Origin of the sequence: Xanthomonas maliensis (assembly GCF_009192945.1) — a bacterium.
In the GTDB taxonomy this organism is placed as follows: domain Bacteria; phylum Pseudomonadota; class Gammaproteobacteria; order Xanthomonadales; family Xanthomonadaceae; genus Xanthomonas; species Xanthomonas maliensis.
The window spans coordinates 53,003-72,374 of sequence record NZ_NSET01000023.1 but is presented as its reverse complement, the minus strand read 5'-3'; the positions used below and the strand labels follow the sequence as shown (position 1 = coordinate 72,374).

The following is a 19,372-nucleotide window of genomic DNA, read 5'->3' as shown; positions in this document are numbered from 1 at the left end:
ACGCCGACGCACCTACTGAAATCAGGGGGCGTTTGCCGGCGTCGATGTCGACGGCACCGCGATCAACTGCGGCGCATCGGCGATAAAGCGATCCAGCACGCCATCGGCAACCTTGACCGGGCCACCGAAACGCGTCGCTCCGGGAATCGACGGAATCACCGCCGCTTCGGCCGCCAGGCGGGTGGCCTCAGCGAAGCGCTGGCTGGCCTCGGCACTGCCGCGATTGGCCGCGTCCAGTCCCGCAGCGGTCTGCTGCAGGGCCTGGCCCCAGCGCTGCATCGCCTCCAGCCAAGGCCGCGATTGCGCGACAAACCCCTTATCGGCCACGCCATCGCGGATGATCTGCGGCGCTGCAGCCATCGCATCGGCGCGGCGGGCCAGCGTGGCGATGGCCTGGCCGCGTGCAGCACCGTCGCCGAGCGCGATGGCGTCGCGTACCGCGTCGAGCTCGGCCTTCAATTGCGGGGCCTGTTCCTGCCATGGCTGGCTACCGAAGGTCGGCGCCAGGTGCTGGGTATCGAAGAAGTCCAGCAAGGCCGCGGTCACGCGCGCATCGTCGCCGGCCAGATCGCGCGCGGCGGCGTGCCAGGTCCGCGTGGCGTCGTAACCGACATCGTTCCAGGCGAACGCGGTCAGCCCCATCACCGCGACCCGGCTTGGCGCTTCCTGATTCATCGGGTTGGCGACGATGCCGGATAGTTCCGCCGACAAGCCGGCCTCGCGGCGCGCGTATGGCGCCAGCAACAACCGGCCGGCCGAGCTTTCGAAATCGTTGACCGGGTAGTTGTCCCACAACAGTGTCTTGCGCCCGAACGCCTTGGTCGCCGCACGCGCATCGGGAATGGAGATCGCCGGCGGCACCACGTCGGTGCCGGTCCATTGCACGACGATCTTCGGATCCAGCTGCTTGCGCAGCGCCGCCTTGTAGGGGCTGTCCTTGGCGTCGTAATACTCGGTCGGCACCATGATCAGCTCGGCTGCGGCATCATGCCGCGCAACCAGATCGGCCTGCACCCGGTTGAGCAGGTACGCCTGTGCCAGCCCGGCCGCTTCGGCACCGGACGCACCGAACGTGACCTGATCGCGCTCGCAGTTCCACTTGGTGTATTCGATGTCGTCGAGCGCGACGTAGAAGCTGCGCACGCCCAGCGCGCGGAATGCATCGAACTTGCGCAGCAGTGCCTTGAGGTCGGCCGGATCGGAGAAACACACCGTCGGTCCCGGCGAAATCGCATAGACAAAGTCGACATGGTTGCGCCGGGCGGTGCTTGCCAACGTGCCCAACGCCTTCAAGGTGGCGCGCGGATACGGGTCGCGCCAACGATCGCGTGCGTACGGGTCGTCCTTTGGGCTATAGATATAGGTGTTGGCCTTGCTGCGCGCCAGAAACGCGATGTGCTTGGCGCGGTCGCTCATCGACCAGGGCGCGCCGTAGAAGCCTTCGATGGTGCCGCGGATCGGCATGGCCGGATGGTCCTGGATGACCAAGGTCGGCAGCGTCGGCTGGGCCAGCAATTGCCGCAGCGTCTGCGCCGCATGGAACAGGCCATCGCCATCCTGGCCGGCCAGGGTGATCAGGCTGCCGCCATCCAGCGCCACGCTGGCCAGCGTATAGCCCTCCTTGTGGGTCTCCTGGCTGGCGCGGCTACGGCCCAGCGCATCGCGCACCACTGCGGTATCGGCGGTGCCGATCACCAGATAGGGCTGGGCGAGCGCGGCCGGCAGCGCCGACACGCTTCTGATCCGGGCAACCCCGGCATCGGTCAGCAATTGCCGCACCAGCGCGACCGTGGCCGGATCCGCGCCCGGCGCAACCACCAACACCACCTCCGAACCCAGCGTGACGGCGCCCGACTGCAGTTGCAGGGACACCGGCTCGGGAAACAGCGCCGGTCGCGTGACCGGTGCTGCAAGCAACGGCGCCGTTGCCGTGCAGGCCAGTGCCGCCGCCAACGCCAGTAGGCGGGTGCGAGGCCGCAGGAAACGTCCGTTCATGCCGATCTCCGGTATTGGAATGGTATTAGCGCACAGAGTAGGCAAGTCGCTGCCTGGGAACAAGCCGATTGCTCTCCGGTCGCGATTGCCCAAAAGCATCGCCTGCGTGGCGCAGCAAGAGTCTGGCTGGCAGCGGCCTAGGCGGGTCAATGCAGCCTGGCGGCCTAAGGTATTGAAGTGGTATCTCGGCGATGTCGATGACATGGAGCATCACCGACGTGGCAACCGCCAAGCGATGGTCAGCACCTGCGGTGCTGTTCAAAGACATCTTGTTGTTCTGCCAGCCGTGGCGGGCAAACGGCGTTAGGACAGCACGGCGCTCGACCCCGGCCGTCCCAGCAGGCAACCGCGGGCCGCGCCGACACCGCGGCTCATGCGCGCGCCAACTGCGGTCCCCATGCTTGGTTGCCGCGCCGGTGTCCACACCCCGCCCGGCAGCGATGCAATCGCGCATGCCGGCAACACGCGCCCTACAGCGCGTCGGCGTCCAGTTCGCCGGTACGGATACGCACCACGCTGCCCAGGTCGTAGACGAAGACCTTGCCGTCGCCGATCTTGCCGGTCCCCGCCGCGCGCACGATGGCTTCCACCACCTGTTCGGCCTGGTCGTCGGTCACGGCGACCTCGATCTTCACCTTGGGCAGGAAATCGACCACGTATTCGGCGCCGCGATACAGTTCGGTATGGCCCTTCTGCCGGCCGAAGCCCTTGACCTCGGTCACCGTGATCCCCGCCACACCGCAACCGGCCAGCGCCTCGCGCACATCGTCGAGCTTGAACGGTTTGACGATGGCCATGATCATTTTCATTGGTGCGGTATCCCGGGCATGACGGCGCGCAGCATACCGTGGACGGCGGCAACACTCACCTCGGCCGCTCCGGGCGCAGCTGCGATTGGGACTATCCTTACCGTCTGCCGATTGCTTCGCCGATGCCCAGCGTGTTGCGGCCTGCACTAGGCTTCCCCTGGACCTGCGGAGAACTGCCATGATCGACCTCAACCATCTCGATGACCTCGCCCGTCGCCTCAGCGACTTGGTCCCGCCAGGACTGCGCCAATCGCGCGAGGAGTTGCAGAGCACCTTCAAGGGCGCCTTGCAGGCCGGCCTGGGCAAGCTGAACCTGGTCACCCGCGAGGAGTTCGATGTGCAGCGCGCCGTCCTGCTGAAGACCCGCGAAAAGCTCGAGGCGCTCGAGCAGACCGTGGCCGCGCTGGAGGCGCGCGCCGCCGGCACGCCTTCTTCCGCTCCCTGACACCGAGGCTGCGCCATGAGCCTGGCACTGGTGCATAGCCGTGCCCGGATGGGAGTGCACGCGCCCGAGGTCCGGGTGGAAGTGCACCTGTCCGGCGGGCTCCCCTCAACGCAGATCGTCGGCCTTCCGGAGGCGGCGGTCCGCGAGGCACGCGAACGGGTCCGCGCAGCCTTGCTGTGCGCGCAGTTCGAGTTTCCTGCCCGTCGAATCACCATCAACCTGGCCCCGGCCGACCTGCCCAAGGATGGCGGCCGTTTCGACTTGCCGATCGCCCTGGGCATTCTCGCTGCCAGCGGTCAAATCGACAGACAGGCACTGGCCGATTACGAGTTCCTTGGCGAACTGGCGCTGACCGGGGAACTGCGCGGCATCGATGGCGTGCTCCCTGCGGCCCTGGCGGCGGCCGCTGCCGGACGTCGGCTGATCGTGCCGCAGGCCAATGGCGCCGAAGCCGCGATCGCCGGACACGTGCAGGCCTACACCGCACGAACCTTGCTCGAGGTGTGTGCCGCGCTCAATGGCAGCGCTGCCGCCACTCCGGCCACGCCCGCTGCCCCCGCCGCCCCGTCCATGGCGCTCCCCGACATGGCCGACGTGCGCGGCCAGCCGCAGGCCCGCCGCGCACTGGAGATTGCCGCTGCCGGCGGTCACCATCTACTGCTGGTGGGCAGCCCCGGTTGCGGCAAGACCTTGCTGGCCTCCCGACTGCCCGGCCTACTGCCCGAGGCCAGCGAGAGCGAGGCCCTGGAAACGGCGGCGATCACCTCCGTCAGCGGGCGTGGGCTCGACCTGGCGCGCTGGCGCCAACGTCCCTATCGCGCCCCGCACCACACCGCTAGCGCCGTCGCGCTGGTGGGAGGCGGGACCCACCCGCGGCCAGGTGAGATCTCGCTGGCCCACCACGGCGTGCTGTTCCTGGACGAACTGCCCGAGTGGCAGCGGCAGACCCTGGAAGTCCTGCGCGAGCCACTGGAATCGGGTGTGGTCACCGTCTCGCGTGCCGCCCGCAGCGTGGATTTCCCGGCCCGCTTCCAACTGGTTGCGGCGATGAACCCCTGCCCGTGCGGCTGGGCCGGAGATCCCAGCGGCCGCTGCCGCTGCAGCGGCGAGACCATCCGCCGCTATCGCGCACGCATCTCCGGACCGCTGCTGGACCGCATCGACCTGCATGTGGACGTCCCGCGCCTGCCGCCGCATCTACTACGCAACGGCGCGGCGGGCGAAGACAGCGCCACAATCCGTGAGCGGGTTGTGCAGGCGCACCAGCGCCAGCTGCTGCGCGCCGGCGCGCCCAATGCCCGCCTCGACCAGGCCGCCATCGACCGCCATTGCCAACTGCAGGCCGACGACCAGGCCTTGCTGGAACGCGCGATCGAGCAATTGCAGCTGTCGGCGCGGTCGATGCATCGCATCCTGCGCGTAGCACGGACGATCGCCGATCTGGAGGGATGCGCGGACATCGCAACCAGGCACCTGACCGAGGCCATCGGCTACCGCAACCTGGACCGCGCCGCTGGGATCACCAACGCGGCCTGATCTCCCGGTGCGCTGTCCGGACACGCCAAGCGCGCTCCTTCAAACGCTCATGGAGCCCAGTTGCACGCCAGGTGCACAGAGGGAACCGTCTGCGCTCAGATGCAATGAGACACGTCATCCTTGTGCGGATAGGGCAACCGTATCGCCGCTGAACTGACGCGAGCCTTGTGCAGAGATCACGCTTTGCCCTCCGTGCACGACAGCGATCACCAGCCCCTGGCTATGATGGCCGACGCTCACCGTGACGGCTTGCGAGACGGACTTCCAGACATGCCCAACGCTCCTTCAGACGCGCCTGTCTCCCTTCCCAGCCTGGCGCAACGCCTCGCGCAGCGATTGGACGCCAGGCGCAAGCAACTGGCCAGTGACGCTGCCCAGTTGCAGGCAGCGCTCAATGCGCTGGTGGCTCTGCGCCCGACCAGCGAACAGGCGCTGCGCGCTGCGGCGCATGCGCGGATCGAACAGACTTATCGTGATGGGCGGGCATCGTTCGATCACGCCGGCGGCCTGCTGCAACGCGTGCTGGCCTATGCGCGCTCCTGGCCTCGGCTGCAGGCGGCCAAACGCGCGTATCGCGCGGCTTGCGCACAGTTGGAAACGGCCGCAGCATTCGCCCAGCGCCAGGCCGAAGCAGAGGCGCATAACCGCCATCTGCAGGAACAACAGCACGCCTCGGCCGACCTGCGGGAACGGCACGCGCACGTGGAAACACTGCTGCGCCAATGCGACTCCCTGCTGCAACAGCTGGCGCCGGCCGCCACCGCCGCGCTGCAGGATGGCTGGAAGGCGCCCGACTTCGCCAATCACTTCCACCAATTGGCAACGGACGCGCTCGCCGACCGATTTACCCAGGCCTTGGCTGGCCTGCAGCGGCTGCAGTTCCAGGTCAGGCCCAGCGCTGCGGCCTACGATGAAATGCAGCGGCGCGCAGAGGCCTTGCGCAAGTCGCTCCATGAGCGCCAGTTCGGCCTCGCAGCGACCGCCGCGTATCCAGCGCTGGTCAACGCTTCTACGGCACTGGCAGCTCCGATGCTGCAGGCGCCGGTGGCGGCAAGGCTGGCAGCGCTGAGCCAGCCCAGCGAACGCTGGCACGCCCTGTCACTGGCGATGTGCGATCCCCGCTCGGCCCGGCTGGATGCGTTGTGGGCGCTGTACTGGCCGCTGGTCGAGTGCGGTCAGGACATCGCCGACGAAGCGCGGTCCGATCCACACGAGGATCCGCTCAATGGCGCGATGCGCGCCCAGCTGCGGCACGCCGCCGAGAAGATCCGTAAACGACTGCCGACCTTCGGCTATCCACAGCGGGCGTCCTATATCGGCTCGCTGATGCTCGCCAACAAGCAGGAAGAAACCCAGACCGGTGCCGATATCGGCTTGGTCATCGCGTTGGACATCGGCGATCTCTGCTGCCGCAAGGTCGCTCTGGTGCAGGCCAAGAAAGCCGTGGGCGGAATCGCCGATGTCGGCAGCAAGCAGGGGCAGCTGGAGAAGCTGATCGCGACACCGCGGCTGGGCTACTACCTGTTCTATCACCGCCTGGCGGGGCTGTTCGCCCCAAGCCCCTCGGTCTGTCGCGCCCACGACATCGCCGCCATGGTCAGCGACGCCGGCAAGAAGCTGTCGGTCACCAGCCTGCCGCTGGACGTGTTGCAAAAGGGCTGGGACTGGTCCGCCTTTCTGGCGTTTGGCTTATGCAACCCGGCCGCCCCGATCGGCGTCAATTACGACACCCTGGAAGACGCGCTTGCCACCCTGGACAGCGGCGGTGGCGGCAAGCTGCCACGCTATCTGCAGGTGATCGCCATTAGCGACGCTGCCAGCGTGCAGTCGTTGGAGCAAAGCCTGCAGCAGCGCGGCTACCAGGACGTCGCACAGCAACCCGTGCATGCGCGCAGCCCCAAGCCGCGACAGCCTCCTACGCCGGGACGCTGACAGCCGCCGCGGCGCCGAAGCGAGCGCGGTGTCGATGCGATCCAGCCTACGTCACCCTCGACACAGCACAGACGCCTTCACGCCCGACAGGAGGACCAGATACGCCCGGTCTTCAGTGAGGCAAACGATCGGATCGTGCCGAGGAGGTTAGGGATGTTGCTCCTAGATGGCGCCCTGACCACAGCTGCTCTGGGCGTCAACCTCTGGTACGAGCCGAGCGAACGCAGTGCGAACGCCGCTTGGCAACTTGCGTCGCTCGGATCCCAAACAGGCCGATCCACGCCTGCGCTCGGCGCCTGGACGAGCAACCCGACCTGGGGCGATGTCAGCCGCCGAGCGCGTCGAGATCCTTGGCTGCAGCCTCTGCCGCTTGCAGGGTATCGAACGCCACACCAGTCTCGCCGACGATGTATTTGGTCACCTCGCCATCGCGCGTGGACTCCTGCATCTTGAAGATCGGTGCCGTGTCGGTCCCACCTACCCGCTCTTTTTGTGTTGCCATCCTGTTTCTCCGGTGCGACGTCCAGCAGACCCGACCGCGCAGCGCGTCGGTCCAACGGTGGACATTGCAGCGACCCTAGCGTGCACGGAGACCGCGCGGCGTGAACTGGTGTCTGCGAATGCGCGCCAGCACGGCAGACGAGCGCTGCCGAAGCGGCGACGTAGTGCCCGCAACGCGGCGGCGTGGCGTACAGTCAGCATGTGCAGCCTCATCCGACCAGCGTCAATACGATGCCTCCCTGCGTGCGTGTACAGCGGCAAGGCCGGCGGCTGTCTGGACGCAGGACCGATGCGAGTGCAATCGCAGGTCCACCCACCGTGCACGCTGTCGCGGCCAACCACATCCAGAGGCGTCGACGATGATGAGGCGTCGACGCATCCTCGGTATCACCCTGGTGCTGGCGCTAGTGTGCGCCGCGGTGCCGATCGGGCTCGCCATCCATGTCGCCTGGCGATTGGCGCTGGAACGCGAGCAGACCCGTCTCAGTCAACTGGCCGAATTGTCCATCCGCCGTACCGAAGCGGCATTTGACGAGGCGCATCAGGCCTTGCGTTTCATGGGCCAGTCGCCGTTGCCGCCCTGCTCACCGCAACACTTGGCGCAAATGCGTGCACTGGTGTTGAGCAGCCACTACATCGCCGAACTGGGTTATTTCCAGCAACGGCAGCTGCGCTGCACCTCATGGGGCCCACTGACGACCCCGATACCGCAACATTCGCCAGATTTCGTCTCTCGCCGGGGCATCGCGGTCACCGCCCATCTGCGTCCGCTGGCGAGCCCACAGCACCCGGTCATGGCACTGCAACTGGGTAGCTACAACGCGCTGGTCAACCCCAGCGCGCTCACCGATATCGATCTGCCAGCGGATCATCAACTGGCCGTGGGCACATCCAACGGCTATCTGCTCAGCAGTACCGGGCCCGCCGCGGCTGGGCATCTCGTCGGCAATTCCACCACCGGCGCGTCGAACCCTCAGGTGCTCACCGGCAGCGCCACCGCGGGCGACTGGATGGCGGTCGCCACCGAGCCGAGCAGCAATCTGCGCGGACCAATGGCTGCGCTGCGCCTGCAGCTATTGCCGATCGGCGGCGCCGTGGCTGCGCTGCTGGTCGCGGCCGTGATGTGGCTGACCCGGCGTCGGCTGTCGCCGTTGTCGCAATTGCAGCGAGCGGTTCGGCGCGGCGACTTCGTGGTGCATTACCAGCCGATCATCGCGCTGGCCAGCGGCAGCTGCATCGGTGCCGAGGCACTGGTGCGCTGGCGCGGATCGGACGGCAGCCTGGTTCCGCCCGACGCCTTCATCCCGCTGGCCGAGCAGAGTGGGCTGATTCTGCCGATCACCGATTTGGTGGTGGCCACGGTCATCGCCGAGCTCGGTGCAGCGTTAGCCGCCGATCCGGGCCTGCACGTGGCCATCAATGTCTCGGCGGGCGACATCAGGAGCGGCCGCATCCAGGCGGTGTTGTCCAAGGCGTTGCAGGGCACGGCCATCCGTAGCACCCAACTGTGGGTGGAAGCGACCGAGCGCAGCCTGATGGATATCGACGCCGCACGCGCCACTATCGGCCACCTGCGCGGGGCCGGATATACCGTGTCCATCGACGATTTCGGCACCGGCTATTCCAGCCTGCAGTACCTGCAGGGCTTGCCGCTGGACGCGCTCAAGATCGACAAATCCTTCGTCGACACCATCGGCACGCATTCGGCCACCAGCTCGGTGACCGCGCACATCATCGAGATGGCCAAGACGCTCGGGCTACGCACCATCGCCGAGGGCGTGGAGCGACAAGAGCAGTTGGATTATCTACGTGCCCACGGCGTGGATCTGGCGCAGGGATGGCTGTTTTCGCGTGCGCTGCCGGCGAGCGAATTCATCGCCTATCTGCAGCGCAGCGGCGGCGAACACGCCACGGCAGATCTCCAGCCACACTGAGCGTGAGCCATGCAGCGCGTTCCCAGCGAGGCGATCAAGCGTTCTGCAATGCCGCCTCGCCATCCCGTGCCGGCGCCGGCCGGCTCGGGAACGCATGCCGCACGATCCGCCACATCACCTGGCCGAACTGACGCGGCAGCGATCCGGTGTTGTAGTGCTGCCCGTAGCGCGCGCAGATGCGTTTGACCTCCACGGCCATCTGCGCATAGCGGTTGGCCGGCACGTCCGGGTAGAAGTGATGCTCGATCTGATGGCTCAGATTGCCCGACAGCACGTTCATCAGCTTGCCACCGGTCAGATTGGACGAACCGCGCAACTGGCGCAGATACCAATGACCGCGCGACTCGTTGCGGATGGATTCCTTCGGGAAGACTTCCGCATCGGCGGTGAAGTGCCCGCAGAAGATGATCACGAAGGTCCAGATGCTGCGCAGCACGTTGGCGGCCAGGTTGCCGAGCAGCACGGTCAGAAAGAACGGCCCTGCCAGCAGCGGAAACACCACATAGTCCTTGAGCATCTGCCGGCCCATCTTGCGGCCGACCGGCAAGAATGCCTCGCGCAGCTCGGCGCCCTTCATCTTGCCGGCGAACCAACGCCCCAGGCGCAGATCCTGAATCGCCACGCCCCATTCGAACAGCAGCGCGAACACCACCGCAATGAACGGCTGCGCCAGATAGAACGGCCGCCAACGCTGCTCGGGGAAGATGCGCAACAGACCATAGCCGATGTCATCGTCCATGCCGCGCACATTGGTGTAGGTGTGGTGCTTGAAGTTATGCGTCTTGCGCCAGTTATCGCCGGTGGCGACGATGTCCCACTCGTAGGTATTGCCGTTGAGCTGCGGATCGCCCATCCAGTCGTACTGGCCGTGCATCACGTTGTGCCCGAGCTCCATGTTCTCCAGGATCTTGGACAAGGCCAGCAGCAGCACGCCGGCGATCCAGGCCGGAATCAACACGCTATGCACGAAGGCGCCCAGGAACAGCAGCGCACGGCCGGCCACGCCGGTCCAGCGCACGGCTGCAACGATGCGACGGATGTAGCGGGCATCGGATGCGCCAAGTTGGCGCACCACGCCGGCGCGGACCGCGTCGAGCTCTTCGCCGAAGGACTGCAGTTCGGCGGGGGTCAGGGCGCGGTTGTTGACTCGGCTCATGCGGGTTCCTTACAGATCCAGGATCAGGTCGGTGCTGGGGGCGCTGACGCATAGGCGCACCTGCGCAGTGGGTTCGTTGCTGTACTCGCCGGTCAGCAGATGACGGGTGGTACCGGACTGGCGCGGGCAGGCGCAGGTATTGCAGATGCCCATGCGGCAGCCATGGCGGGGACGCACACCCTGCGCCTCCAGCCCGTCCAGCAAGGACTGGCCGCGCGACAGGGTCAACGTACGACCGCTGCGTGACAGCTGCACCTGCACCTGACCCGTAGCGTCTTCGGCCTGTACCGGCACGCTGAAGGCCTCGGCCTGAAACGCCGCCACCTGTCCTTGCAGCCGCGCGCGGGCCGCCTGGACGAAGCCGCCCGGGCCGCAGGCAAGCACATGGCGCTGCGCCAGCGCATCGACCTGCTGCAGCGAATAGCGATCGATCCGCTGCGCGGGCTCGGCCCCTTCACGGGTCGTCAGCAGCTGCACCTGCAGGCGCGGAAACGCGGCGGCCAGCGCCTGGAATTCGTCCAGGAAACACGCCTCCTCGCGCCGGCGCACCCAGTACAACAACGTGATGTCCTTCGGCATGCCGGCGGCCGCAGCCGCCTGCAGCAGCGCCCGCATCGGCGTAATGCCGCTACCGGCCGCCAGCAGCAGCAACGGCGTCGGCGCGGCCGGCAGCAGCAGATCGCCGAAGGCCGGCTCCAGCGACACCACCAGCCCCGGTCGGGCCTGATGGACCAGGAACTGGCTGACCACCCCGCCTTCGATCGCCTTGACGGTGATGGACAACCGGCCATCGGCAAGCACCGTCGGGCTGTAGCTGCGCAAGAGCCGGCGGCCGTCGATCTCCACGCCGATGCTGACGTGCTGGCCGGCCTGCTGACCCTGCCAGTGCCGATTGGGGCGGAACACCAGCGTGGCTGCGTCGCAGCTGGCCTGCTGGCGGGACTCCAGACGCGCCATGGGCCGCTCCAGCGTCCATAAAGGATTCAGCCGCGTGGCCCAGAAATCGAACAGCGGCGCCGACACCAGACGGCGAGCCAGCCTGGCGGGTAACGGGGCGCGTGACGGGAGCGAGATGACGGAGGACATGGGCACACTATACGCACGCATGCACATCCGTGTATACAGTTGTGCACTGCGGAAGGGGCTATGATTCAGGCCCAAGCCCGGCCCGCGCCCATGACCTCGATCGTCCTGCCTTCCCACGACGCCCCGCCGTCACGCAAAGCGGCGATCTCGCGCGAGGATCTGCTTGCCGCGGCGCTGTCGCTGATCGGCCCCCACCGCAGCCTGTCCACCCTGAGTCTGCGCGAGGTTGCCCGCGAGGCCGGCATTGCGCCCAACAGCTTCTACCGCCAGTTCCGCGACATGGACGAACTGGCCGTGGCACTGATCGACCTGGCCGGCCGCTCGTTGCGCACCATCATCGGCCAGGCCCGCCAGCGCGCGACCTCGACCGACCGCAGTGTCATCCGGGTCTCGGTGGAAACCTTCATGGAACAGCTGCGTGCCGACGACAAGTTGCTGCACGTGCTGCTGCGGGAAGGCGCGGTGGGCTCGGATGCCTTCAAACTGGCGGTGGAACGCGAGCTCACCTATTTCGAGGACGAGCTGCGCGTGGACCTGATCCGGCTGGCGGCCGCCGACAATGCCACGCTGCATGCACCGGAGCTGGTCTCCAAGGCCATTACCCGGCTGGTCTTTGCCATGGGTGCCACCGCGATGGACCGGCCGCCGGAAAAGGATCCGGAACTGATCGAGCAGATCGCGCAGATGTTGCGGATGATCCTGACCGGCGCGCGTGCATTGGCCCACCCTGCCCGCTGAGCCGCCCGGCTGTGCCTTGGCCGGCCATTCCGCAACCCAAACCCGGCTTCTCTCGTCATCGGTCCGCGTCGTCCTGACGCCGGATGCCGCGCAGCCCTCCACCGCTGCCTGCAGCGCATCGCCCTGCCCCGTGCCGCACGCAACACTGGGGCACATCATGCTGGCTGGCCGCAATGGCGACGGCAGGCTTGCGGGTGGCGCTTAGATCGGTCCATCACGCCAGCGGCCACGTCGCCGCGTGACCACACAGACACCGGACGTCGTGGGCGCAACCGCTGCTGCCCACGCCTAGCGTCCCAGCACTCCGTAGCGCACCTCTCCTTGAGTCCAGCTGGGCACCCAGGGCACACCAACGCCCGAAAGCATGGCGAGTGGATGCCAGCGCGGCGCGCAATCCTTCGCCAGGCCGGGAAGAACATGCGGCCGCCTGGCGCAGCGCCGCTCATCTGCGCTGCCGCTACTACCTACGATCAAGGTCCGACCGTCGGCCGACGGCATATCGGCGTGCAGCGATGCATTTTCTGGTCTCTAGAGCGTGTATCCACGGCATCAATCACCCCGTAGATAATGCCGCTCCGGCAGCACGAGATAATCGTCATCGCATTATTTTTAAAAAACCCCTTGCAAACCGAAAAAATCCCCGGTAACGTTCGCGCCCTCAGCAGTTTCAACCCCAACCCATTCGAGCATCCCCATGTATTCCGTCCTGCAGGCCAAACACGAACGACTGCCACGCGCCCTCCGCGCGATGTCGCGCGCCTGCACGATTGCAGTGCGGATGCAGCTGCAGCCCAACGACTGATTGTCCTGCCCAGGAGATCGGTCACCGATCTCCGAGGCAAGCGAACGCCCTCGGATCGTCACCGGGGGCGTTTTTCGTTGTGCGTTCGCATCACTTATAGACGGATGACCGACTCCTGGCACCCGGGCATGGACTGCCCGACAACAAGGACGTTGCAGGTCGCCAGGCGCGCGAGCGCTGTGCCCAGGTGCGGGGCACGGGCGGCAGGTCCATCCACCGTATTATCGTTTTCATAAACGATAATCAGAAACCATGCAGTGACTTTCCAGCGGCCTGGATTTTCTACCAGCCGGTGCGCGCGGCCGTGCCGTTGCGTATACCGGATTGTCACCAGCAGTTTCTGTTTCTGGACGTTGGCTCCAAGGTGGAGCGGCGGCTCGTACGCAGGGGTCGGTTCGATTCCGACACGTTCACCACTGGATAGCTCAGTTGGTTAGAGCAGCAGACACCATCTGCCGGTCGCGGGTTCGACTCCCGCTCCAACCATGGCCACCCGGTCATGGCCTCCGGGACGCAAGTCCCCACTCAGGAAACACGCTTGCCGCCTGCGTGCAATGGATCGCAACGGTGCGGCAGCGACCACGGCGCCGAGCCTGCGCCCTGGACGTGTCCGCGCCGCCGTCGGCCGCTGCTCGCCTAGAGCACGGATGCCGCGGCGATCGCCGGCACCGACAGCACGCTGTGCTCCGCGCCGTGATCGTTCCGGGCGTTTCCACCTTATCGCCGCGTTGCATCGGCACCCACGTCTGCCACCCGATCCGGCAGACGATCGGCAATGCATGGATCGGATCACCAGAGCCAAACCAAGGAGCAAAGCCATGTTCTGGACCAAGAGGGTCGTGATCGGTGACGGCGAACGCGGCCTGGTGTATCGCAACCGTCGCCTTCAGGGCGTACTCGAGCCCGGCGTCTATCGCCGGTTCGATCCGTTGAAGCGCACCGACGTCGTCATTCAACCCATCCACACCACTGCGAGCATCACCGGCAGCGAGATCGACACGGTGATCGCCGTGCTGGGCGATGCGCTGACGCGCCATTGTGTGCTGGCCGACATCAGCATGCAGCAGGTGGGCCTGTTGATCCGCAATGGCAAGCTCGAGGGCGTCTTGCCGCCCGGCAGCCGCGCGCTGTACTGGCGCGGGCCGACATCGATCGAGGTGCAGCCACTGGCCCTGGGCGATGGACTGCTGGTGCCCAGCGACGTCCAGCGGCGCCTGCGCCAACTCGGCAGCCTGTCGCAGGTGGCGGTGTGTATGGACGTCCCGGCCGAGTCGCTCGGGCTGGTCTTCATCGATGGTCGCCTCAGCGGCACGTTCGCAGCTGGCTGCTATGCGTTCTGGAACTTTCACCGGAACGTCGCCATCGATGTGATCGACCTGCGCGTCCAGTCGGTGGAGGTGTCCGGACAGGAGCTGTTGACCCGCGACAAGGTCTCGCTGCGGGTAAACCTGGCCGCCAGCATGCGCGTGGTCGACGCCGTGGCGTTGCGGACGCGCGTTGCCAAGGCCAGCGACTATCTCTACCGCGAGCTGCAGTACGGCCTGCGACGGGCGGTGGCGGCCAAGACGCTGGACGAGTTGCTGGGCGACAAGGCCTCGCTGGATGCGGACATCTTCGCGCACGTCCGCGGCGGCTTGTCCGGCTTCGGCATCGACGTGCTCGGCGTCGGGGTCAAGGATGTGATCCTGCCCGGCGAGATGCGCGAGATCCTCAACGGCGTCGTGCAGGCGGAGAAGCAGGCGCAAGCCAACGTGATCCGCCGGCGCGAGGAAGCCAATGCCACGCGCTCGCTGCTCAACACCGCCAAGCTGGTGGAAAGCAGCCCGGTGCTGATGCGGCTGAAGGAGCTGGAAGCGCTGGAAAAGGTCACCGAGAAGGTCGACCGCCTCACCGTCTTCGGCGGCCTGGACGGCGTGCTGAAGCAACTGGTGACGATGAAGGGATAAGGCGTGCGGGCGCAAGGAGACGCCCGCACGCTGCCACAATGGAGAAGAGACATGCGTCATTCGGATAACTATCAATTGCTGCACGCCGAAGGCAGCACCACGCCGATCAAGGGCTGGGTGCGTGGCGTGCCGCTGGAAGCGCAGGCGCACGCCCAGCTGCGCAACATCGCTGCCATCCCGTTCGTCGGGCCGTGGGTCGCGGTGATGCCCGACGTGCACCTGGGCAAGGGCGCCACGGTGGGCTCGGTGATTCCGACCCGCGGTGCGATCATTCCTGCCGCCGTCGGCGTGGACATCGGTTGCGGCATGGCTGCGGTGCGCACCACCTTGCGCGCCAACGATCTGCCCGACAGCCTGGCGCAGCTGCGCTCGAGCATCGAGCGTAGCGTCCCAGTCGGCAACGGCCGCGGCGGGGAGCACCACCGCCTGCCCGACAGCATCCAGACCCGCATTGCCCAATCGGGACTGGTGCAGCGACTGGACGCCATCAAGCAGAAGCATCGGCGCATCCGCACCGACAAGCTGGACTGCCAGATCGGCACGTTGGGCGGCGGCAATCACTTCATCGAGATCTGCCTGGATGAAAGCGATGCAGTCTGGGTCATGCTGCACAGCGGTTCGCGTGGCACCGGCAACCTGATCGGTACGTATTTCATCGAACAGGCACGCGAGCAACTGGCACATCGGGTATTGGGCTTCCATCTGCCCGACAAGGACCTGGCATTCTTCATGCAGGGCGAGCCGCTGTTCGATGACTACGTCGACGCGGTCTCCTGGGCGCAGGACTACGCCCGCGAGAATCGCGAAGCGATGATGGCGCAGGTGCTGGCCGAGATGCGTCACCGCCTGCCGCGCTTCCAGCTGGAAAAGCTGGCGGTCAACTGCCACCACAACTACGTGCAAAAGGAGACGCACGGCGGCGAGGAATTGCTGATCACCCGCAAGGGAGCGGTGAGCGCACGCGCAGGAGAGCTGGGCATCATTCCCGGCAGCATGGGCACGTGCAGCTACATCGTGCGGGGCCGCGGCAATGCCGAAAGCTTCCACAGCTGCAGCCACGGCGCCGGCCGGGTGATGAGTAGAACCGCTGCCCGCCAGCAGATCACCCTGGCCCAGCACCGTGAGGCGACTGCGCACGTGGAATGCCGCAAGGATGCCGCCGTGATCGACGAATCGCCGGCGGCGTACAAGTCGATCGATGCGGTCATGGCAGCGCAGCAGGATCTGGTCGAAGTGGTCCACACGCTGCGTCAGGTCGTCTGCATCAAGGGATAAGCGAGGGCCGCGTGAGCGGCCCTTTCTTTGCGTGCAAGCGCGTAGCGCACCAGCGCAAACAAGCCCATCCGTTAGGCCTGCACGATTCAGCCATGTCGCAATCACGATCACATCCACGCACGCCCGTTTCACTCTGGCAACGCCATCGTTGCGCCACGTTTCGCGCCCCGCTCAGGGCGCGGTTTTTGGCCAATTGGGAGGTGATATGAGCAGCTACGACAAGCAGGAACGCAAAGCCGAAGCACACGACCTCAACCGCGATCCGATCTCCGGCGCGCCAGGTGCACATCCGATCGGCGTGGGCGTCGGCGGCGTCGCCGGCGGCGCGGCGGCCGGTGCACTCGCCGGCACGGTATTCGGGCCTCTTGGCACCTTGATCGGCGCTGCCGCCGGCGTCGTGGCCGGTGCCGCAGCCGGCAAGGGCGTCGCCGAGCGCCTGGATCCGACGGTCGAGACCGAATACTGGCGGCAGGAGCATCGCAATCGTCCTTACTACAAGGAGGGAAGCGACTACGATCGCGATTACGCCGCCGTCTATGGGTTCGGTCTGCAGGCCCGCGAAACGCGGCCGACCAGCACTTGGGAAGAAACCGAAGCAACGCTGGCGGGAGAATGGCCGCGCAACCGCGGGGAATCTCACCTGGAGTGGGAAGAAGCGCGCTTGGCCGCGCGCGATGCCTGGGAGCGCGCCGACCGCACCCACGACGTCTATCGCGACAGCGATACGCATTACCAGAGCCGCTTCGACAGCGTCGACTACCGGGACGACGCTTACGCCTACGACGATTACCGTCCGGCCTATCGCTATGGCATGCAGGCGCGTCACCAGCACACGGGCCGGCAGTGGGACGATCGAATGGAACGCGACTTGAGCGATGGCTGGGAACGCGCCAAAGCCAATTCCCGTCTGAGCTGGGACAAAGCCCGTCATGCGGTGCGCGAAGCCTTCGATTCGGACCGCTACGATCGCCACTCCATGGATCGCTCGGAACGTCGCTGAGCATTCCTTGTCTTATCTCACGCATCACACTGCATCAGCGGGTCTAAAAGGGCCCGCTGATGTGTCGTGGGCAGGACACCGAGCACCAATCGGTGTAGTGTTCCAATCGGTGTAGTGTTTGAGCGCCTGCTCTGGCAGAGGAGCGGATGGATCGCGTTCGACAGCAGTCCGCGGGCGATGCAAACCCACATGCCGATCGCGCGACACAGCCGGCAACCACCGATTCATCCGGTGGACTGCTCCACCGCACGGATATCGCCGCGGAATTCGCGTGAGCCCTGCCCTGGCGAAGACACCGCCTCGCCCTGGTGCTCGCGCAACAATTGCTTGCGGGCCGCCACCACTTCCTTGGCCAGCGCGACGCGTCGCCCGACGACCATCTCGGTCAGCCAATCGATCAGGACTCGGGTGTATTGCTGCTGATGCTCTTTCACGCTTAGGGCATGATCGGCACCGACAATGACACGCTCCGCCAGTGAACGCGCCTGCCCGAACGCGTTGGCGTAGTTACGCAGGACAGGATGCGGAACGATGACGTCCTGCTCGGCCTCGACCAGCAAGACATCGCCGCGGAATACGGCACAGGCCGCCAGGGCCAGATTCTCATCCGGTGTCAGCGCCTGCTGGCGATAGCGCATCAGATCAGGATCGGCATTGAGACTGACCTTGGGCCGGTCCCAGTGCGCGTCCTTGTAGAGCGCCGGCGAGCGCAGGGCCAGCCACTCGACTGGCCGTTCGCGCGTCAGCAAGGCCGAGAGATACCCGCCATAGCTCAGCCCCACCACGGCGATCGATTGCGGATCGACATACGGCAGGCCGGCCAGTTGATCGTAGGCGGCAATGATGTCGGCCAGATTCTGCGCACGTGTCACGCTCTGCCGCATCGACGCATAGCCCTCGTGCCCGCGCAGATCGAACGTCATGCAGATGCAGCCCAATCCGACCGCTTCGCGGGCACGCACCAGGCTGTGATGCTGGCTACCGCCCCAACCATGCACGAACAGCACACCTGGCATTCCGGTCGGGGTGAGCAAGGTCCCGCTGAGCTCATCCTGGTCGACCGGGATCTGGATACTGGAGAGTTTGGCTTCCATCAGTCCACTGACACCTTTCGATACTTGTAGCGCGGCCCGGCTGCGCCGGGTTCGGCGCGGTAATAGATCTGCGCATCGTCCGGCGGCTCACCGCGATAGAGCTCATGCGTGGACGCCGTTACCCACTGCGATGTCGGATCGGCCAGGAAGCACTCGATTGCAGCGAGCTCGGCCGGGGTTGCACCGCCCACGCGCCAAGACTGTTCCAATACCCCGCCAACCTCGGCATTGCGCAGATCGCGACCACTGATCACATCGTAATTGCGACGCGATATCTGCAGTGCAGGATAGGCCGCCGCGATGAACCGGTCGTAGATGCAGGCCTGCTCGACCACCTTGCGCTGCAACGGCGGCAGTGCAGACACGGCCAAGGCCTCCAGCGACCCGCGTTGGATGCGCAGAGAGGATCCGCCATAGACCTCCGCTCCCTCCGCGTCCTGCACGCTGCACTGCGTGCCGACATAGGCGATCTGCACGCCCGCCAACATCACCTCACCCACGCTATGGGTCACCGGATCCAGCACATTGTGCTCCAGCACCGCGCCATGGAGGGCCAAATAGTCCGATGGCAGTTGCGTCAGCAGCTGTCGCAACTGCGCTGTGTCCTCGATCTTCCATTGGCCGCCCCCTCCTACGCCGGTCGGCAGCTTCAGCCGGACCGGACCGGCTGGCTGCAGCCTCGTCAACGCCTGCTCCGCATCGGCGGCAGCGAACACCGTGTAGCCGGGCAGCGTTGCGACCTGCAGCGCCTTGGCCAAGGGCTGGCTCCAGCCGTCGACGCAGGTGGCGTCATCGCCGACCAAGGGATGCCCAATCACTTTGGTCGCGAGAAAGGCATGTGGCACGATGCCGCCCAAGACCTCGCCGACGTCGGCGATCCCCAGCGCCCGTGCCTGCGTCGCGGTCAAGGTCTCGTCGGGAATATGGTAGGTACCCGGCACGATCAAGCCATCGCCAGCAGGCAAGGTCGTCTCGATCTTCAGCAGCCGTGCGACTTCTGCGCAAACCCAGGCGTGGGTTTTGCGTTCATGGCCATGGTCGGCGACCTGGCGCGTGCAATGCCCCACCACGCGCGTGAACGGCATGGATTTCATGATGGTCCCCGCTGTGGCCGATCCGGCGG

Annotated in this window: 15 protein-coding genes and 2 tRNA genes; 10 read left to right on the top strand and 7 right to left on the bottom strand. The window is 66.2% G+C overall.

Annotated elements, in window-relative coordinates; all coding sequences use genetic code 11:
• Nucleotides 1–21: 21 nt before the first annotated feature.
• Complete coding sequence (locus CKY51_RS07935; RefSeq protein WP_022971851.1) at nucleotides 22–1,995, bottom strand: glycoside hydrolase family 84 protein; 1,974 nt, start codon at nucleotides 1,993–1,995, stop codon at nucleotides 22–24.
• A 470-nt stretch (nucleotides 1,996–2,465) separates the two neighbouring features.
• Complete coding sequence (locus tag CKY51_RS07930; protein WP_022971850.1) at nucleotides 2,466–2,804, bottom strand: P-II family nitrogen regulator; 339 nt, start codon at nucleotides 2,802–2,804, stop codon at nucleotides 2,466–2,468.
• 178 nt (nucleotides 2,805–2,982) lie between these two features.
• On the opposite strand from CKY51_RS07930, the gene ubiK reads away from it, so the two are divergent.
• From ubiK to CKY51_RS07915, 3 genes are all read left to right on the top strand, one after another.
• The gene (gene ubiK, locus CKY51_RS07925) at nucleotides 2,983–3,249 is read left to right on the top strand and encodes a ubiquinone biosynthesis accessory factor UbiK (RefSeq protein ID WP_022971849.1); all 267 of its coding nucleotides are present in this window, start codon (nucleotides 2,983–2,985) and stop codon (nucleotides 3,247–3,249) included.
• A gap of 15 nt (nucleotides 3,250–3,264) precedes the next feature.
• On the top strand, nucleotides 3,265–4,785 hold the full coding sequence (locus CKY51_RS07920; protein ID WP_022971848.1) for a YifB family Mg chelatase-like AAA ATPase: 1,521 nt from the start codon (nucleotides 3,265–3,267) through the stop codon (nucleotides 4,783–4,785).
• 270 nt (nucleotides 4,786–5,055) lie between these two features.
• Complete coding sequence (locus tag CKY51_RS07915) at nucleotides 5,056–6,717, top strand: AAA family ATPase (protein ID WP_152249075.1); 1,662 nt, start codon at nucleotides 5,056–5,058, stop codon at nucleotides 6,715–6,717.
• A 325-nt stretch (nucleotides 6,718–7,042) separates the two neighbouring features.
• On the opposite strand, the gene CKY51_RS22405 is transcribed toward CKY51_RS07915, so the two are convergent.
• The gene (locus CKY51_RS22405; protein WP_022971846.1) at nucleotides 7,043–7,219 is read right to left on the bottom strand and encodes a hypothetical protein; all 177 of its coding nucleotides are present in this window, start codon (nucleotides 7,217–7,219) and stop codon (nucleotides 7,043–7,045) included.
• A 361-nt stretch (nucleotides 7,220–7,580) separates the two neighbouring features.
• On the opposite strand from CKY51_RS22405, the gene CKY51_RS07910 reads away from it, so the two are divergent.
• Nucleotides 7,581–9,152, top strand: a complete 1,572-nt coding sequence (locus CKY51_RS07910) for an EAL domain-containing protein (RefSeq protein ID WP_022971845.1) — start codon at nucleotides 7,581–7,583, stop codon at nucleotides 9,150–9,152.
• A gap of 34 nt (nucleotides 9,153–9,186) precedes the next feature.
• Here CKY51_RS07910 and CKY51_RS07905 read toward each other — a convergent pair whose 3' ends face one another.
• Both CKY51_RS07905 and CKY51_RS07900 read right to left on the bottom strand, forming a co-directional pair.
• Nucleotides 9,187–10,308 carry a fatty acid desaturase family protein gene (locus CKY51_RS07905; protein WP_022971844.1) on the bottom strand — a complete coding sequence of 374 codons (1,122 nt, stop codon included), beginning with the start codon at nucleotides 10,306–10,308 and terminating at the stop codon, nucleotides 9,187–9,189.
• A gap of 9 nt (nucleotides 10,309–10,317) precedes the next feature.
• A complete protein-coding gene (locus CKY51_RS07900) occupies nucleotides 10,318–11,394 on the bottom strand; it encodes a ferredoxin reductase (RefSeq protein WP_031339375.1) in 1,077 nt (358 codons plus the stop codon).
• A 90-nt stretch (nucleotides 11,395–11,484) separates the two neighbouring features.
• On the opposite strand from CKY51_RS07900, the gene fabR reads away from it, so the two are divergent.
• The 6 genes from fabR (at nucleotide 11,485) to CKY51_RS07870 (ending at nucleotide 17,155) form a co-directional block, all read left to right on the top strand.
• Nucleotides 11,485–12,132 carry an HTH-type transcriptional repressor FabR gene (gene fabR, locus CKY51_RS07895; RefSeq protein ID WP_022971842.1) on the top strand — a complete coding sequence of 216 codons (648 nt, stop codon included), beginning with the start codon at nucleotides 11,485–11,487 and terminating at the stop codon, nucleotides 12,130–12,132.
• 1,150 nt (nucleotides 12,133–13,282) lie between these two features.
• Nucleotides 13,283–13,350, top strand: a tRNA-OTHER gene (locus tag CKY51_RS07890).
• A 1-nt stretch (nucleotide 13,351) separates the two neighbouring features.
• Nucleotides 13,352–13,420 (top strand) — tRNA-Gly (locus CKY51_RS07885).
• 332 nt (nucleotides 13,421–13,752) lie between these two features.
• The gene (locus CKY51_RS07880) at nucleotides 13,753–14,880 is read left to right on the top strand and encodes an SPFH domain-containing protein (RefSeq protein ID WP_022971840.1); all 1,128 of its coding nucleotides are present in this window, start codon (nucleotides 13,753–13,755) and stop codon (nucleotides 14,878–14,880) included.
• A 51-nt stretch (nucleotides 14,881–14,931) separates the two neighbouring features.
• Complete coding sequence (locus CKY51_RS07875; RefSeq protein WP_152249073.1) at nucleotides 14,932–16,155, top strand: RtcB family protein; 1,224 nt, start codon at nucleotides 14,932–14,934, stop codon at nucleotides 16,153–16,155.
• Nucleotides 16,156–16,360: 205 nt separating this feature from the next.
• Nucleotides 16,361–17,155 carry a hypothetical protein gene (locus tag CKY51_RS07870; RefSeq protein ID WP_022971837.1) on the top strand — a complete coding sequence of 265 codons (795 nt, stop codon included), beginning with the start codon at nucleotides 16,361–16,363 and terminating at the stop codon, nucleotides 17,153–17,155.
• 224 nt (nucleotides 17,156–17,379) lie between these two features.
• Here CKY51_RS07870 and CKY51_RS07865 read toward each other — a convergent pair whose 3' ends face one another.
• Together CKY51_RS07865 and CKY51_RS07860 are read right to left on the bottom strand one after the other, a co-directional pair.
• Nucleotides 17,380–18,249: an alpha/beta hydrolase family protein gene (locus tag CKY51_RS07865; protein ID WP_152249072.1), complete on the bottom strand. Its 870-nt coding sequence runs from the start codon at nucleotides 18,247–18,249 to the stop codon at nucleotides 17,380–17,382.
• Entirely contained in the window at nucleotides 18,249–19,343 is a 1,095-nt protein-coding gene (locus CKY51_RS07860) for a DUF3182 family protein (RefSeq protein ID WP_022971835.1), read from the bottom strand. The genes CKY51_RS07865 and CKY51_RS07860 overlap by 1 nt, the downstream gene beginning before the upstream one ends.
• Nucleotides 19,344–19,372: the final 29 nt, after the last annotated feature.

Coding starts and splice junctions, on each gene's coding strand:
- CKY51_RS22405 (WP_022971846.1), bottom strand. CDS start 7,219: ATGGCAACACAAAAAGAGCGGGTAGGTGGGACCGACACGGCACCGATC.
- CKY51_RS07920 (WP_022971848.1), top strand. CDS start 3,265: ATGAGCCTGGCACTGGTGCATAGCCGTGCCCGGATGGGAGTGCACGCG.
- CKY51_RS07860 (WP_022971835.1), bottom strand. CDS start 19,343: ATGAAATCCATGCCGTTCACGCGCGTGGTGGGGCATTGCACGCGCCAG.
- CKY51_RS07915 (WP_152249075.1), top strand. CDS start 5,056: ATGCCCAACGCTCCTTCAGACGCGCCTGTCTCCCTTCCCAGCCTGGCG.
- CKY51_RS07875 (WP_152249073.1), top strand. CDS start 14,932: ATGCGTCATTCGGATAACTATCAATTGCTGCACGCCGAAGGCAGCACC.
- CKY51_RS07880 (WP_022971840.1), top strand. CDS start 13,753: ATGTTCTGGACCAAGAGGGTCGTGATCGGTGACGGCGAACGCGGCCTG.
- CKY51_RS07870 (WP_022971837.1), top strand. CDS start 16,361: ATGAGCAGCTACGACAAGCAGGAACGCAAAGCCGAAGCACACGACCTC.
- CKY51_RS07910 (WP_022971845.1), top strand. CDS start 7,581: ATGAGGCGTCGACGCATCCTCGGTATCACCCTGGTGCTGGCGCTAGTG.
- CKY51_RS07905 (WP_022971844.1), bottom strand. CDS start 10,308: ATGAGCCGAGTCAACAACCGCGCCCTGACCCCCGCCGAACTGCAGTCC.
- ubiK (WP_022971849.1), top strand. CDS start 2,983: ATGATCGACCTCAACCATCTCGATGACCTCGCCCGTCGCCTCAGCGAC.
- CKY51_RS07930 (WP_022971850.1), bottom strand. CDS start 2,804: ATGAAAATGATCATGGCCATCGTCAAACCGTTCAAGCTCGACGATGTG.
- CKY51_RS07900 (WP_031339375.1), bottom strand. CDS start 11,394: ATGTCCTCCGTCATCTCGCTCCCGTCACGCGCCCCGTTACCCGCCAGG.
- CKY51_RS07935 (WP_022971851.1), bottom strand. CDS start 1,995: ATGAACGGACGTTTCCTGCGGCCTCGCACCCGCCTACTGGCGTTGGCG.
- fabR (WP_022971842.1), top strand. CDS start 11,485: ATGACCTCGATCGTCCTGCCTTCCCACGACGCCCCGCCGTCACGCAAA.
- CKY51_RS07865 (WP_152249072.1), bottom strand. CDS start 18,249: ATGGAAGCCAAACTCTCCAGTATCCAGATCCCGGTCGACCAGGATGAG.